This window comes from Enterobacter cloacae complex sp. P17RS (assembly GCF_014895885.1).
Lineage (GTDB): Bacteria > Pseudomonadota > Gammaproteobacteria > Enterobacterales > Enterobacteriaceae > Enterobacter > Enterobacter bugandensis.
Map to the genome: position 1 here is coordinate 25,240 of NZ_JADBQK010000006.1, position 15,070 is coordinate 40,309.

Annotated in this window: 12 protein-coding genes; all 12 read right to left on the reverse strand. The window is 57.3% G+C overall.

Going from position 1 to position 15,070, the window contains the following annotated elements; genetic code table 11:
- Positions 1-5: 5 nt before the first annotated feature.
- A complete protein-coding gene (gene ftsZ / locus IM265_RS05710) occupies positions 6-1,157 on the reverse strand; it encodes a cell division protein FtsZ (protein WP_008501978.1) in 1,152 nt (383 codons plus the stop codon).
- A gap of 63 nt (positions 1,158-1,220) precedes the next feature.
- On the reverse strand, positions 1,221-2,477 hold the full coding sequence (gene ftsA, locus IM265_RS05715) for a cell division protein FtsA (RefSeq protein WP_006173845.1): 1,257 nt from the start codon (positions 2,475-2,477) through the stop codon (positions 1,221-1,223).
- Positions 2,474-3,316, reverse strand: a complete 843-nt coding sequence (gene ftsQ, locus IM265_RS05720; RefSeq protein ID WP_045259458.1) for a cell division protein FtsQ — start codon at positions 3,314-3,316, stop codon at positions 2,474-2,476. Before ftsQ ends, ftsA begins: the two co-directional genes overlap by 4 nt.
- Position 3,317: 1 nt before the next feature.
- Positions 3,318-4,238: a D-alanine--D-alanine ligase gene (locus IM265_RS05725; protein ID WP_041911244.1), complete on the reverse strand. Its 921-nt coding sequence runs from the start codon at positions 4,236-4,238 to the stop codon at positions 3,318-3,320.
- On the reverse strand, positions 4,231-5,706 hold the full coding sequence (gene murC, locus IM265_RS05730) for a UDP-N-acetylmuramate--L-alanine ligase (RefSeq protein ID WP_028015510.1): 1,476 nt from the start codon (positions 5,704-5,706) through the stop codon (positions 4,231-4,233). Before murC ends, IM265_RS05725 begins: the two co-directional genes overlap by 8 nt.
- A 56-nt stretch (positions 5,707-5,762) precedes the next feature.
- The gene (gene murG / locus IM265_RS05735; RefSeq protein ID WP_193030244.1) at positions 5,763-6,827 is read right to left on the reverse strand and encodes an undecaprenyldiphospho-muramoylpentapeptide beta-N-acetylglucosaminyltransferase; all 1,065 of its coding nucleotides are present in this window, start codon (positions 6,825-6,827) and stop codon (positions 5,763-5,765) included.
- Positions 6,824-8,068, reverse strand: coding sequence for a cell division protein FtsW (gene ftsW / locus IM265_RS05740; RefSeq protein WP_028015508.1), 1,245 nt, complete (start codon positions 8,066-8,068; stop codon positions 6,824-6,826). The genes murG and ftsW overlap by 4 nt, the downstream gene beginning before the upstream one ends.
- Positions 8,068-9,384, reverse strand: coding sequence for a UDP-N-acetylmuramoyl-L-alanine--D-glutamate ligase (murD, locus tag IM265_RS05745; RefSeq protein ID WP_028015507.1), 1,317 nt, complete (start codon positions 9,382-9,384; stop codon positions 8,068-8,070). The genes ftsW and murD overlap by 1 nt, the downstream gene beginning before the upstream one ends.
- 2 nt (positions 9,385-9,386) lie before the next feature.
- A complete protein-coding gene (gene mraY / locus IM265_RS05750; RefSeq protein ID WP_008501985.1) occupies positions 9,387-10,469 on the reverse strand; it encodes a phospho-N-acetylmuramoyl-pentapeptide-transferase in 1,083 nt (360 codons plus the stop codon).
- Positions 10,463-11,821 carry a UDP-N-acetylmuramoyl-tripeptide--D-alanyl-D-alanine ligase gene (gene murF, locus IM265_RS05755; protein WP_193030242.1) on the reverse strand — a complete coding sequence of 453 codons (1,359 nt, stop codon included), beginning with the start codon at positions 11,819-11,821 and terminating at the stop codon, positions 10,463-10,465. Before murF ends, mraY begins: the two co-directional genes overlap by 7 nt.
- The gene (gene murE / locus IM265_RS05760; RefSeq protein WP_193030240.1) at positions 11,818-13,305 is read right to left on the reverse strand and encodes a UDP-N-acetylmuramoyl-L-alanyl-D-glutamate--2,6-diaminopimelate ligase; all 1,488 of its coding nucleotides are present in this window, start codon (positions 13,303-13,305) and stop codon (positions 11,818-11,820) included. The genes murF and murE overlap by 4 nt, the downstream gene beginning before the upstream one ends.
- Positions 13,292-15,058: a peptidoglycan glycosyltransferase FtsI gene (locus IM265_RS05765; RefSeq protein ID WP_028015504.1), complete on the reverse strand. Its 1,767-nt coding sequence runs from the start codon at positions 15,056-15,058 to the stop codon at positions 13,292-13,294. The genes murE and IM265_RS05765 overlap by 14 nt, the downstream gene beginning before the upstream one ends.
- Between the last annotated feature and the right edge of the window lie 12 nt (positions 15,059-15,070).

A 15,070-nucleotide genomic window follows, 5' to 3' on the forward strand; every position in this document is an offset into this window, starting at 1 on the left:
AATTCTTAGTCAGCTTGCTTACGCAGGAACGCCGGGATGTCCAGATAATCTGGCTCTTTTGCCGTTTGCGGCGTTGGGTCGTTCACCACTTTCGCGGCCGGTTTTTGCTCCTGAGTCAGAGGAGACATACCGTGCTGCTGGTAACGATCCATTACCGGTTGCTGAGTCTGCTTGTTGGTCACGAGGGTGATCTCAGGACGCTTGTCCATACCGATACCGGTCGCAACAACGGTAACACGCAGCTCGTCGTTCATTTCCGGGTCAAGGGAAGTACCAATTACCACGGTCGCGTTGTCAGAAGCGAACGCGCGGATGGTATTACCCACGGTTTCGAACTCATCCAGACGCAGGTCAAAGCCAGCGGTAATGTTGACCAGCACGCCGCGCGCACCGGACAGATCGATATCTTCCAGCAGTGGAGAAGAGATCGCCATTTCAGCCGCTTCTTCCGCACGGTCTTCGCCGCTCGCCACGCCAGAGCCCATCATCGCGTAGCCCATTTCGGACATCACGGTGCGAACGTCTGCAAAGTCAACGTTCATCAGGCCAGGACGGGTAATCAGTTCTGCGATACCCTGGACCGCGCCTTTCAGCACGTCGTTTGCTGCGCCGAAGGCGTCCAGCAGGGAGATACCACGACCCAGAACTTTCAGCAGCTTGTCGTTCGGGATGGTGATCAGCGAGTCCACATGCTTGGACAGCTCGGTGATACCCTGTTCCGCGAAGGCCATACGCTTTTTGCCTTCGAAGTTGAAAGGCTTGGTCACGACAGCAACGGTCAGGATACCTAAATCTTTAGCTACTTCAGCGACAACAGGTGCTGCACCGGTACCGGTACCGCCGCCCATGCCTGCTGCAATGAAGACCATGTCCGCACCTTCCAGTGCAGCACGCAGGGCTTCACGATCTTCTTCGGCCGCGTTGCGACCGACTTCCGGGTTAGCCCCAGCGCCCAGCCCTTTGGTGATGCCACCGCCGATCTGGATAGTCTGGCCTACTGCCGTTTTACGCAGTGCCTGCGCATCGGTGTTAACTGCGAAGAATTCAACACCTTCAATGCGTTCACGCACCATATGCTCTACGGCGTTACCGCCGCCGCCACCGACGCCGATGACTTTAATCACCGCGTCGTTGGTCAGTTCCATAGGTTCAAACATAATTTCTCTCTCCGTTGTGCCTGTCGCCCGAGACCGCTAATTCTCTCCGGTCTCTTTAAAAAATTAAAACTCTTTTCGCAGCCAGTTGTTCAGTCGTTTGACCCACGACCCCACTGAGACGCGTTTTTCCACTTCCGCTTCACCACTGAGATGAGATTCCTTCCCGTAGTGAAGCAGGCCCACAGCCGTTGAATAGTACGGCTCCTGAGCATAATCCGTTAAACCGGTAATATTCAGCGGCGCACCAATACGCACCTGCGTATGGAACACGCGCTGAGCGCAGGCCGCAAGACCTTCAATTTGCGCTGCACCGCCGGTTAATACAATCCCCGCCGCAAGATGATGCTTAACACCCTGCTGACGAAGCTGTTCCTGAAGCTGTAAAATCTCTTCGTTGACCAGGTTGAGCAGCTCGGTATAGCGCGGCTCAATTACCTCTGCCAACGTCTGGCGCTGCAGGCTACGCGGCGGACGGCCACCCACGCTCGGCACCTCAACGCTCTCATCTTTACCAACGATAGACCCCAGCGCACAGCCGTGGCGTACTTTAATCGCTTCTGCATCGCTCGGTGGCGTACCAAAAGCGTAAGCAATATCGCTGGTCACAACGTTCCCTGCGTAAGGGATCACTTTGGTGTGGCGCAGCGCACCGCCGGTATACACGGCCATGTCCATTGTACCACCACCGATATCCACCACACAGACACCCAGTTCACGTTCGTCTTCGGTCAGCACGGAATAACTTGCCGCCAGACCGGCGAAAATAAGTTGGTCAACTTTCAGGCCACAACGTTCAACGGCTTTTACGATGTTCTTCGCCATATCGTTGTGACATGTGATCAGGTGCACTTTTGCCTGCATACGCACGCCAGACAGACCAACCGGGTTCTTGATCCCTTCCTGGTAGTCAATCGCATATTCCTGCGGGATCACGTGCAGCACGCGATGCTCATCGCGAACGCGCACGGACTTCGCCGTATGCACAACGTTTTCAACGTCTTCCTGCGTCACTTCTTCTTCAGAAATCGGCACCATACCGATTTCGTTCTGGCAACTAATGTGCTTGCCAGAAAGGGCCAGATAGACAGAAGAAATCTGGCAATCTGCCATTAATTCAGCCTGGTCGATGGCGCGCTGTACGCATTTCACCACCGACTCAAGGTCGTTTACCCCACCTTTATCCATACCACGGGACGGGCAACTGCCCACGCCAATGATATTGACCATACCGTCGGGCAGAACTTCCCCTACTAAAGCGGCAACCTTCGCGGTGCCAATCTCCAGTCCAACTACCAGTTTTCTGTCCGTCGCCTTGATCATTGTTGTTCTGCCTGTACCTGTGCCTGATTCTGTTGCTGATTAGGTTCCTCGACCGGAGCCGGCTCCCAACCGACTGCTGCGCCTGAGTCATAGCGCAAATCAACGTAGCTTATCCGTTTGCCGTCCGCCTGCGCCTGCTGTTGTAAAACCGGGTAAAGTTCTACAAAACGCGCAAGACGTTTCATTGTGTCGCCGCGTCCCAGGTTGAGCTTAATGCCGTTCGTCAACGTCAGCTGCCAGGAGCGGCGCGCCGTCATCGCAGCATCTTTTAACGTAAACCTGTCCTTCGCCAGCACCTGCCCCATTTCACGAAAACCCTGCAATACTTCGTTTTCGCTGCCTTCAGGGCCATACAACATCGGTAAATTTTGCTTGTTGACACGATCGCTCGGGACGCTGAAGGAATTTCCATCTACGTCAACCATGTGCTGATCATTCCAACGCGCAATGGGCACATATTCAACCAGATGAATCTTCAATTCATCAGGCCATTGTTTTCTGACACTCGCCTGTTTTATCCATGGCAGACGTTCAATCTGGCTCTGGATAATATTGACGTCCTGCGTCATAAAGGTGCCGGGCGATCCCAGCGCCAGAATAGACTGGCGAATATCATCGTTACGCGTGTAGTGACGCTCGCCGGTCACCACCAGCTTTGACAGCGGCAACCGCTGTGCGTCTTCCATCCAGCCCAGCACCATCCAGCCGCTGATAAACACGGTGCACAGCACCCCGAGCAGGAAAATTATCCCTGCAAGACGCGTTCCATTACTCCGGCGTGAAGAAGTGTATTCTTCTTCGTCATCGCGGTTGCGCGTGTTCAATGCAGCCTGAGACATATCAGCCCGCCTGGTCCAGAATACGTACGACTAACTGCGAGAAGCTCATTCCCGCCTGACGCGCCGCCATCGGCACAAGGCTGTGGCTGGTCATTCCCGGTGAGGTATTGGCTTCCAGCAGATAAAACTGCCCGTCATTGTCCTGCATCACATCAATGCGTCCCCAGCCGCTGCAGCCCAAAACATTCCAGGCTTTAAGCACCAGGGACTGTAATTCGGCTTCGCGCTCTGCTTCAAGACCACAAGGGCAGAAATATTGCGTCTCATCAGAGAGATACTTCGCCTCATAATCATAGAAGACTCCGGCGGGTTGGATGCGAATTGACGGTAAAATTTCTTCGCCAAGCATCGCGACGGTAAATTCCGGCCCGCTGAGCCATTTTTCAATCAGAACTTCTTCATCATGTTGAAATGCCAGCGCTAAAGCAGATGTTAAATCTTCAGCTTTATCGACCTTTGACATCCCGACGCTCGACCCTTCCCTGCTCGGCTTTACAATAACCGGTAAGCCCAGTGCCGCAATGCGTGTATTAACGCTGTCCGACAGGCCCAATTCAAATTCGCCGCGCGTCAGCGCCACCCACGGCGCAACGGGTAAACCCGCTCCCTGCCAGAGTAACTTACTGCGCAGTTTATCCATAGAGATGGCGGATGCCATCACGCCGCTGCCGGTGTAAGGCAGGCCGATCAGCTCCAGAAGCCCTTGCAGGGTTCCGTCTTCACCGCCACGACCATGTAACGCGATAAAGACCTTATCGAAGCCCATCGCTTTTAATTGCGTCACGTCGACCTCTTTTGGATCGACAATATGTGCGTTTACGCCGCCTTCACGCAGGCCCGCCAGCACGGCAGCGCCGGAATTCAGAGAAACCTCGCGCTCGGCGGAGTTGCCGCCAGAGAGGACTGCAATCTTATCAGCCATGATGCTCATCCTCCTGGGTTTGCGGCTTCAGTTTGATTTCAGCTAAGGTACGGGCGATCTTGCCGATATTTCCCGCACCCTGAATCAGGATGAGATCGTTACCGGTCAGGACCGGTGCCAGAATCTCCGCCACCTGTGCCGGGTCAGAAACCAGAATAGGGTCAACTTTACCGCGCCCGCGGATGGTACGACACAGGGAACGGCTGTCTGCGCCTGGAATTGGCGTTTCGCCGGCGGCGTAAACATCCAGCATCAGCAGGGTATCCACCTGTGACAGCACGCTGGCGAAATCGTCATACAGATCGCGGGTACGCGTGAAGCGGTGCGGCTGGAAGATCATCACCAGATTCTTCTCCGGCCAGCCCGCGCGTGCGGCTTTGATGGTCGCGTCCACTTCCGTCGGATGGTGACCGTAGTCGTCCACCAGCATCGCGGTACCTGGCTTACCATTCACCGCATCCAGCGGGAACTCGCCGAGGAAGTCGAAGCGACGCCCCGTCCCCTGGAAGCTTTCCAGCGCACGCAGGATCGCCTCATCATCAATGCCTTCTTCCGTCGCAACAGCCACTGCCGCTGCGGCGTTAAGTGCGTTATGGCGCCCTGGCGCATTCAGCGTGACGTGCAGCAGCTCTTTGTCCTGACGCGCCAGAGTGAAATGCCCCTGCGCACCAATCTGTTTGTACTCTTCCACGCGGACGTCAGCGTCTTCGCTGAAGCCGTAGGTGGTGATTTGACGACCGACGCGCGGCAGCAGCTCGCGGATCACCGGGTCGTCCACGCACATCACCGCGCGGCCATAAAACGGCAGGTTGTGCAGGAAGTTGATGAAGGTCTGCTTTAAGTTTTCGAAGTCGCCCTGGTAGGTATCCATATGGTCAGCTTCGATATTGGTGACAATCGCCACCATCGGCTGCAGGTGCAGGAACGACGCGTCGCTCTCATCCGCTTCCGCAATCAGATAACGGCTGTGGCCCAGACGCGCATGCACGCCTGCGGCTTTCACCAGACCGCCATTGACAAACGTCGGATCGAGACCCGCTTCCGCATAAATGCTGGAAACCATCGCCGTGGTCGTGGTTTTACCGTGGGTACCGGCAATCGCAATGCCGTGACGGAACCGCATCAGTTCCGCCAGCATTTCTGCGCGGCGGATCACCGGAATGCGCGCTTCGTGCGCAGCAACGATTTCCGGATTGTCAGAGGAGATGGCGCTCGATACCACCACCACGCTTGCATCGCGCACGTTTTCCGGGCGATGGTTGAAATAGATAGTCGCCCCAAGCGACGCCAGCTGCTGCGTGACAGGGTTTGGCGCCAGGTCAGACCCGCTGATCTGATAGCCTTCGTTAGCTAACACTTCGGCAATACCGCCCATGCCGGCACCACCGATGCCAACAAAGTGAATGTGCCGGACGCGACGCATCTCGGGCACGATTGAACGCAGTTTTGCCAGTTGTTGTGTATTCATTCTCTAAACGCCATCGACTACTTAAAATTCGTGCAGCGCAACACGCGCTGCGAGGGTTAAGCCTGGGCTGCCAGGCTCACTTCTTTTGCCACCCGTTCTGTCGCATCCGGGATAGAGGCAGCGCGCGCGCGCTGCGCCATCTCCAGCAGTGCGTCTCTGTTCCAGCCCGCCAGGGTGGTGGCGACCGCATCGGCGGTAAAGTGTGGCTGCTCAAAAATTTTCGCCGCGCCGGCTTTCTCAAGCGGCAGCGCGTTCCAGTACTGCTGTCGGTCTTTGTGCTGGAACGGCACGAACAGCGCTGGCAAGCCGGCGGCGGCGATTTCGCTCACCGTCAGCGCGCCAGAGCGGCAGACCACGACATCGGCCCAGGCATAGGCTGCGGCCATATCGTCAATAAATTCCGTCACTTTATGCTGCGGCTGGCCTTCATCAGCGTACGCCTGCTCAACGGTCTGCTGAGCGCCTTTACCGCTTTGGTGCCAGATAGTCACGGCATCATCCAGCTTTGCCGCCACCTGCGGCATTGTCTGATTCAGAATGCGCGCACCCTGAGAACCACCAACGACCAAAACACGAACCGGGCCTTCACGTCCCGCCAGGCGGGCATCCGGTAGAGGCAGCGCCAGCACGTCGACGCGCACCGGGTTACCCACCACGTCCGCTTTCGGAAACGCGCCGGGAAACGCCTGCATCACTTTGGTGGCGATTTTCGCCAGCCACTTGTTGGTCAGACCGGCAATACCGTTCTGCTCGTGCAGAACAACGGGAATGCCTAATGACCACGCGGCCAGCCCGCCGGGACCAGAAACATAGCCGCCCATACCCAGCACCACATCGGGCTTAAAGCGCTTCATGATGGTGCGCGCCTGACGCCAGGCGTTAAAAATACGCACCGGCGCCAGCAGCATGGCCTTGAGGCCTTTGCCTCGCAGGCCGGAAATACGAATAAAGTCGATCTCAATACCGTGCTTCGGTACCAGGTCGGCTTCCATGCGGTCTGCGGTTCCCAGCCAGCGTACCTGCCAGCCCTGCTCTATTAAATGGTGCGCAACCGCCAGCCCCGGGAACACGTGTCCACCGGTACCACCTGCCATCACCATTAACCGCTTCGGTTGATTCATCGTGAACCTCGTGTAAACGCCTGGGCTTTCTCCAGACGCGTCTCATAATCTATGCGTAACAAAAACATAATGGCCGTCGACATGATCAACAGGCTCGAACCACCATAGCTGATCAGCGGCAACGTCAGACCTTTGGTCGGCAGCATACCCGCTGCGGCCCCGACGTTAACCAGTGCCTGGAAGCTAAACCAGATACCAATTGAGCAGGCTAAGAAGCCTGAGAAGCGGTGATCGATCTCCAGCGCTTTTCGGCCAATCGACATGGCGCGGAAAGCGACGAAGAATACCATTAAAAGCGCTAATACCACACCGATATAACCCAGTTCTTCCCCAATAATGGAGAAGATAAAGTCGGTGTGCGCCTCCGGTAAATACTCCAGTTTCTGCACCGAGTTGCCCAGGCCTTGCCCCCAGACTTCACCGCGGCCAAACGCCATCAGCGACTGCGTCAGCTGGTAACCGCTACCGAACGGATCTTCCCACGGGTTCCAGAACGAGGTCACGCGGCGGATACGGTAAGGCTCGGCGAGGATCAGCAGCACCACCGCTGAAATCCCCATCCCGATGATGGCGATGAACTGCCACAGCTTGGCCCCTGCCAGGAACAGCATCGCCAGCGTGGTGACAAACAGTACGACAACGGTCCCGAGGTCAGGCTGCGCCAGCAGCAGGATCGCCAGCACCAGAATGACGCCCATCGGCTTTAAGAAGCCGCGAAGGTTGTTACGCACCTCATCGACTTTTCGCACCAGGTAGTTTGCCAGGTAGCAGAATAACGAAAGCTTGGTGAACTCCGCAGGCTGAATACGCAGCGGGCCGAAGGCGATCCAGCGTGATGCCCCGTTAACGGAGCTCCCGACAACCAGCACGATCAGCAGCATGATAATGGAGGCGATCAGCATCGCGGTACTGTGGCGCTGCCAGAACGCCATCGGCAGACGAAGCGTTACCAGCGCCAGGCAGAACGCCAGAATGATGTACAGCCCGTCACGCTTGGCGAACAGGAAGGGATCGTTCGCCAGACGCTGTCCAACGGGCATAGAGGCTGAGGTCACCATGATAAAGCCGATCGCCGCCAGCCCCAGCGTCAGCCAGAACAGGGTGCGGTCGTACATAATCAGGCTATCGGAATCTTTATCCCGTGAAGCCATCACCCAGCCTTTCAGCGCCGCAAACAGCCACACCAGAATTCCAAATCCTGGCAGGCGCGGCATTTTCAGGCGAGGGAGAGATAAACGCATCAGCCTAACTCCTTCGCAAGGCGGGTAAAGACATCGCCACGCTGTTCGAAATTCTTAAACTGATCGAGGCTGGCGCACGCCGGGGAGAGCAAAACCATGTCGCCAGGCTGCACGCGCGGGGCAATCAGGCGCATCGCCTGTTCCATCGTTTCAGTTTGCTCAGCAACTTCCGGGCGTAGTTCAGCCAGCTCGCTGCCGTCACGGCCAAAGCAGTACAGGCGGATGTTATCGCCGGTGAGGTACTGTTTCAGGGAGGAGAAATCAGCAGATTTGCCGTCGCCACCCAACAGAAGATGCAGGGTGCCGTCAACGTGCAGACCGTTCAGCGCGGCCTCTGTGCTTCCCACGTTGGTCGCTTTGGAGTCGTTAATCCAGCGCACGCCGTTATGCTCCAGCGCCAGCTGGAAACGGTGTGCCAGGCCGGAAAACGTGGTCAACGCTTTCAGGCTGGAAGAGCGCGGCAGCCCTACGGCATCTGCCAGCGCCAGCGCCGCCAGGGCATTGGTATAGTTGTGCTGGCCGGAAAGCTTCATCTCCTTCACGTTCAGCACCTTTTCACCTTTCACGCGCAGCCAGGTTTCGCCCAGCTGGCGGTTCAGATGATAATCACCCATGGTGATACCAAAGCTGATGCAGCGCTCGTCCGCGCCGCGCACCGGCATGGTCAGCGCGTCGTCGGCGTTAACCACGCAAACTTTGGCATTTTCGTAAACACGCAGCTTGGCCGCGCGATACTGCTGCAGACCAAACGGATACCGATCCATATGATCTTCCGTCACGTTGAGGATCGTTGCCGCCGCCGCATGCAGGCTGGAGGTGGTTTCAAGCTGGAAGCTGGAAAGTTCCAGAACGTACAGCTCGCAGCCTTTGTCCAGCAGCATCAGCGCGGGCAGACCGATATTGCCGCCTACCCCTACGTTCATGCCCGCGGCTTTCGCCATTTCACCCACCAGGGTAGTGACGGTGCTTTTGCCGTTAGAACCGGTGATCGCAATAACCGGCGCCTGCGCTTCGCGGCAGAACAGCTCGATATCGCCGACAATCTCAACGCCCGCATCCGCAGCAGCGCTCAGTGAAGGGTGCGCCAGCGCCATACCCGGGCTGGCGACAATCAGATCGGCTGCCAGCAGCCAGTCATCATTCAGACCACCAAGGTGGCGTTCAACCTGTTCCGGCAGCTTGTCCAGACCCGGCGGAGAGACACGCGTATCCATCACGCGCGGCGTCACGCCGCGCGCAAGGAAAAAGTCCACGCAGGAGAGGCCAGTGAGGCCTAACCCGATGATAACGACTTTTTTACCCTGGTAATCTGCCATGATTAACGTACCTTCAGCGTTGCCAGGCCAATCAGCACCAGCATCAGCGAAATAATCCAGAAGCGCACAATCACGCGCGGCTCCGGCCAGCCTTTCAGTTCATAGTGGTGGTGGATCGGCGCCATACGGAAGATGCGCTGACCGCGCAGCTTGAAGGAGCCGACCTGCAAAATCACCGACAGGGTTTCAACCACAAACACGCCGCCCATGATCACCAGCAGGAACTCCTGACGCAGCAGCACGGCGATAATGCCGAGCGCACCGCCCAAAGCCAGAGAACCGACGTCACCCATAAAGACCTGCGCCGGATAGGTGTTGAACCAGAGGAAGCCCAGCCCCGCGCCGACTATCGCCGTACAGACGATCACCAGCTCACCCGCGTGACGCAGATAAGGAATGTGCAGGTAGTTCGCAAAGTTCATGTTACCGGTCGCCCACGCCACCAGCGCAAAACCAGCCGCCACGAAGACGGTTGGCATAATCGCCAGACCATCCAGGCCATCGGTCAGGTTAACGGCGTTACCGGTACCAACAATTACAAAGTAGGCCAGCAGGATGTAGAACAGCCCCAGCTGCGGCATCACGTCTTTAAAGAAGGGCACCACCAGCTCGGTGGCGGGCGTATCTTTTCCTGCCAGATACAGCGCGAAGGCGACGCCCAGCGCAATCACTGACATCCAGAAATACTTCCAGCGGGCAATCAGGCCCTTCGTGTCTTTGCGGACGACTTTACGGTAATCATCCACAAACCCGATAATGCCGTAGCCCACCAGTACGGTCAGCACGCACCAGACGTACGGGTTAGACGGATAGGCCCACAGCAGTACGGAAACGACGATCGCGGTCAGGATCATGATCCCGCCCATCGTCGGCGTACCGCGCTTGCTGAAGTGCGACTCCGGACCGTCGTTACGTACGACCTGGCCGAAAGAGAGTTTTTGCAGACGGGCAATCATGCGCGGGCCCATCCACAATGAGATGAACAGCGCAGTCAGCAGGCTGACGATGGCGCGAAACGTCAGATACGAAAAGACGTTAAAGCCTGAATAATATTTGACCAAATGTTCGGCCAGCCAAACTAACATGTCCCGTTCTCCTGTAATGCGTGCACAACCTCTTCCATGGCGGCACTACGTGAACCTTTCACTAACACTGTCACAATTTGTTTTTCTGTAATTAATGCCTTAAGGCGCTCAATCAACGCGGCTTTGTCGGCAAAATGTTCGCCAACGCCGCTGGAATGGCTAATCGCCTGGCTCAGTTTTCCTGCGCTCAGCACGCAGTCCAGTCCCGCCGCTTTCGCCGCTTCACCCACCTGGGTATGACAGGCTTCGCTTTCATCGCCCAGCTCCGCCATGTCGCCAACCACCATGACGCGGTAGCCCGGCATTTCAGATAGCACCTGCACCGCCGCCGTCATTGAGCCGACGTTCGCGTTGTAGGAGTCATCAAGCAGCAATTTGTTTTCTGCAAGCGGGATCGGGTACAGGCGTCCCGGCACGGCTTTCAAATTCGCCAGCCCGGTTTTAATCGCCTCGTGTGACGCTCCCACCGCCGTCGACAAGGCCGCTGCCGCCAGCGCATTGGCGATGTTATGGCGTCCCGGCAGCGGTAACAGCACGTCTACGTCACCCGTTGGGGTAGCAAGCGTGAATTCCGTACCGTGCGACGTCACATGGATATTGGTCGCGGTAAAGTCACTGTTGGCCGCGTTCGGCGAGAAGCGCCAGGTTTTACGCGAGCCAATGATGCTCTGCCAGTTCAGCCAGTCGTTGTTGTCGGCATTGAGAATGGCAATGCCGTCAGCAGGCAGACCGGTGTAGATTTCGCCTTTCGCTTTTGCCACGCCTTCCAGCGAGCCAAAGCCTTCCAGATGTGCTGCCGCAAGGTTATTCACCAGCGCCGCTTCCGGGCGAGTCAGGCTCACGGTCCAGGCGATTTCGCCCTGGTGGTTTGCCCCTAACTCGATCACCGCAAACTCATGCTCTTTGGTCAGGCGAAGTAATGTCATCGGCACGCCGATGTCATTATTGAGGTTGCCTGCGGTATAAAGCGTATTACCGCACTGGCTGAGGATGGCCGCCGTCATCTCTTTCACTGACGTTTTGCCCGATGACCCGGTCAGCGCGACAACGCGAGCAGGCACCTGCTGACGAACCCAGGCGGCCAGTTCACCGAACGCGAGACGCGTATCGCTCACCACTATCTGCGGTAAATCGATATCCAGCCTGCGGCTGACCAGCAGCGCGCCAGCGCCGTTTTCTTTGGCCTGTCCGGCAAAATCATGCGCGTCAAAACGTTCGCCTTTCAGCGCCACAAACAGACAGCCCGCGGTCACTTTGCGGGTGTCGGTGGTGACCGCGTCAATGGTCTGATCCTGGCCCAGCAGCTCGCCGTGCAGTACCGCAGCGGCCTGGCTTAAGGTGATGCTAATCATGCGACGACTCCCAGCAGACGCGCTGCCGTTATGCGGTCGGAGTAGTCCAGACGACGATTGCCAACAATCTGATAGTCTTCATGACCTTTACCGGCCAGCAGAACGACATCATTTTCTTTTGCCTGCATGATGGTGTTTGTCACGGCTTCCGCGCGGCCTTCCACCACACGGGCGCGACCGGCGTCCAGCATACCCGCCAGAATGTCGTTGATGATGGCGCGCGGCTCTTCGGTACGCGGATTGTCATCGGTGACCACAGGAATGTCCGCGAACTGCTCCGCAATGGCGCCCATCAGGGGACGTTTACCTTTGTCGCGATCGCCACCGCAGCCGAAGACGCACCAGAGTTTACCGGTGCAGTGCAGGCGTGCCGCTTCCAGCGCTTTTTCCAGCGCATCCGGCGTGTGGGCATAATCGACAACCACGGTCGGTTTGCCCGGCGCGCTAAACACTTCCATACGGCCGCAAACCGGCTGGAGACGCGCTGACGTTTTCAGCAGTTCCGCCATCGGATAACCCAGCGCCAGCAGCGTTGCCAGCGCCAGCAGCAGGTTGCTGACGTTGAACGCCCCCATCAGGCGGCTTTCGATTTCACCGTCACCCCAGGAAGAGGCAAAGCGGATCGTGGCGCCACTGTCGTGATAGTTAACGTCAACGGCCTTCAGCCAGCGGCCGTGGCAGTTCGGATTGATATGGTCTTCCATCGACACCGCTACCGCGTCTGGGAGCTTCGCAAGCCAGCGGCGGCCCACTTCGTCGTCGGCGTTGATGATGGCCTGGCCGTAATGGTGAGTAGAGAACAACAGCCATTTGGCGGCTTCGTAGTGTTCCATATCACCATGATAATCAAGATGATCGCGGCTCAGGTTGGTGAACACTGAAGCAGCAAACTTCAGTGCCGCGACGCGGTGCTGTACCAGGCCGTGCGAAGAAACTTCCATCGCGGCAAAGGTTGCCCCCTGCCCTGCCAGACCGGCAAGCACGTGCTGTACGTCAACCGCAGAACCGGTGGTGTTTTCCGTCGGGCTCACTTTGCCCAGCAGGCCGTTACCCACGGTCCCCATCACCGCGCCGGTTTCACCCAGCAACTGAGCCCACTGCGCCATCAGCTGCGTGGTGGTGGTTTTTCCGTTCGTGCCCGTCACGCCAACCAGACGCAGCTGGTCGGAAGGTTCGTGATAAAAACGTCCTGCCAGTGCAGAGAGACGCTCATTCAACTGGCTGAGATAGATAACCGGCACCCCGTGCATTTCACGGATCTCACCGTCGGTTGCCTCGTCTTTAGCCTCAGCAATAATGGCAGCCACACCTTGCGCAATCGCCTGCGGGATATAACGACGCCCGTCCGCCTGATGACCAACCACCGCCACAAAAAGATCGCCAGAAGCAGCCACGCGGCTGTCCAGTACCATCTCTCGCAGTGCTCGCTCCGGTGCATTTGGCACCCACGGAGCGAGAAGGTCGCGCAAATTACGATCTGCCACCTGTACCCTCGCCTTGATTAATTACAAATTCACTTTTTTCGCCCGTCGCCAGCGCATCTGGTTCAACGTTCATGGTGCGTAACACGCCGCCCATGATGGCGCCAAACACAGGCGCGGAAACGGCGCCGCCGTAGTATTTACCCGCCTGTGGATCGTTAATCACGACCACCAGCGCAAAACGCGGATTGCTAGCAGGCGCAACGCCTGCGGTATAGGCAATGTATTTGTTGATGTAGCGGCCGTCTGGCCCCACCTTTTTCGCCGTACCGGTTTTAATGGCGATGCGATAGCCTTTGATGGCCGCCTTCACGCCGCCGCCGCCCGGCAGCGCCACGCTTTCCATCATGTGCACAACGGTACGAACGATGGATTCCGGGAAGATACGCTCGCCCGGAACCGGTGGATCAACTTTGGTGATGGACAGCGGGCGATAGACGCCGTAGCTGCCAATCGTTGCGTAGACTCGCGCTAACTGTAACGGTGTTACCATTAGCCCGTAGCCGAAAGAGAAGGTGGCCCTCTCTATGTCAGACCACCGTTGTTTTTGAGGATATAAGCCACTGCGTTCTCCGACCAACCCCAAATTGGTCGCCTTTCCAAGTCCAAAACGTGAGTAAGTCTCTACTAACGCTGAGGACGGCATCGCTAACGCCAGCTTTGAAACACCGACGTTACTCGACTTCTGTAACACCCCGGTCAGGGTCAATTCGCTGTAGCGCGCCACGTCTTTAATCTCGTGGCCGTTAATACGGTAAGGGATCGTGTTCAGGACCGTGTTTTCATTGACGATACCGCGCTGAAGCGCCGTCATCACCACCATCGGTTTCACCGTGGAGCCGGGTTCGAACACGTCGGTAATCGCCCGGTTACGCATCGCATCTTTTGCGGTGCCGGTAAAGTTGTTCGGGTTGTAGGAAGGACTGTTGGCCATGGCCAGCACTTCTCCGGTGCTGACATCCACCAGCACGGCGCTGCCGGATTCTGCCTTGTTAAACGCCACGGCGTTGTTCAGCTCGCGGTAGACCAGCGCCTGCAGGCGCTCGTCGATACTCAGAGCCAGGTTGTGCGCCGCCTGGCTGTCCGTAGAGGAGATATCTTCAATGACGCGCCCGTAGCGGTCCTTACGCACAATTCGCTCGCCAGGCTGGCCGGTGAGCCACTTATCGAAGCTTTTTTCAACGCCTTCAATCCCCTGGCTGTCGACGTTGGTGAAGCCGATGAGGTGAGCGGTTACTTCGCCGGACGGATAGTAACGACGGGATTCTTCGCGCAGATGAATGCCCGGCAGCTTCAGTTTTCGAATGTAGTCCGCCATGTCGGGGTTAACCTGGCGCGCCAGATAGATAAAACGCCCTTTCGGGTTCGCGTTGACGCGGGAGGCTAGCTGATCCAGCGGCATTTTGAGCGCATCTGAAAGCGCTTTCCAGCGGTTATCAAGCGTGATGCCACCGGCGTCGTGCAGCTCTTTCGGGTCGGCCCAAATCGCTTTCACCGGCACGCTCACCGCCAGCGGGCGACCTGAACGGTCAGTGATCATTCCGCGAGAAGTCGACACTTCCTGAACGCGAAGGGAGCGCATATCTCCCTGGCGTACCAGCATGTCAGGGGCGATGATTTGCAACCACGCCACGCGTCCCAGCAGGAAACCCAGCGCCAGTAAAATGCAGCCGCAAAGCAACGCAAAACGCCAACTGATGAAGTTGGCCTGTTCTTCCTGACGTTTTGGTTTAAGCGTTTTTGCCGCTGCTTTCATGCGTCGCGTGTT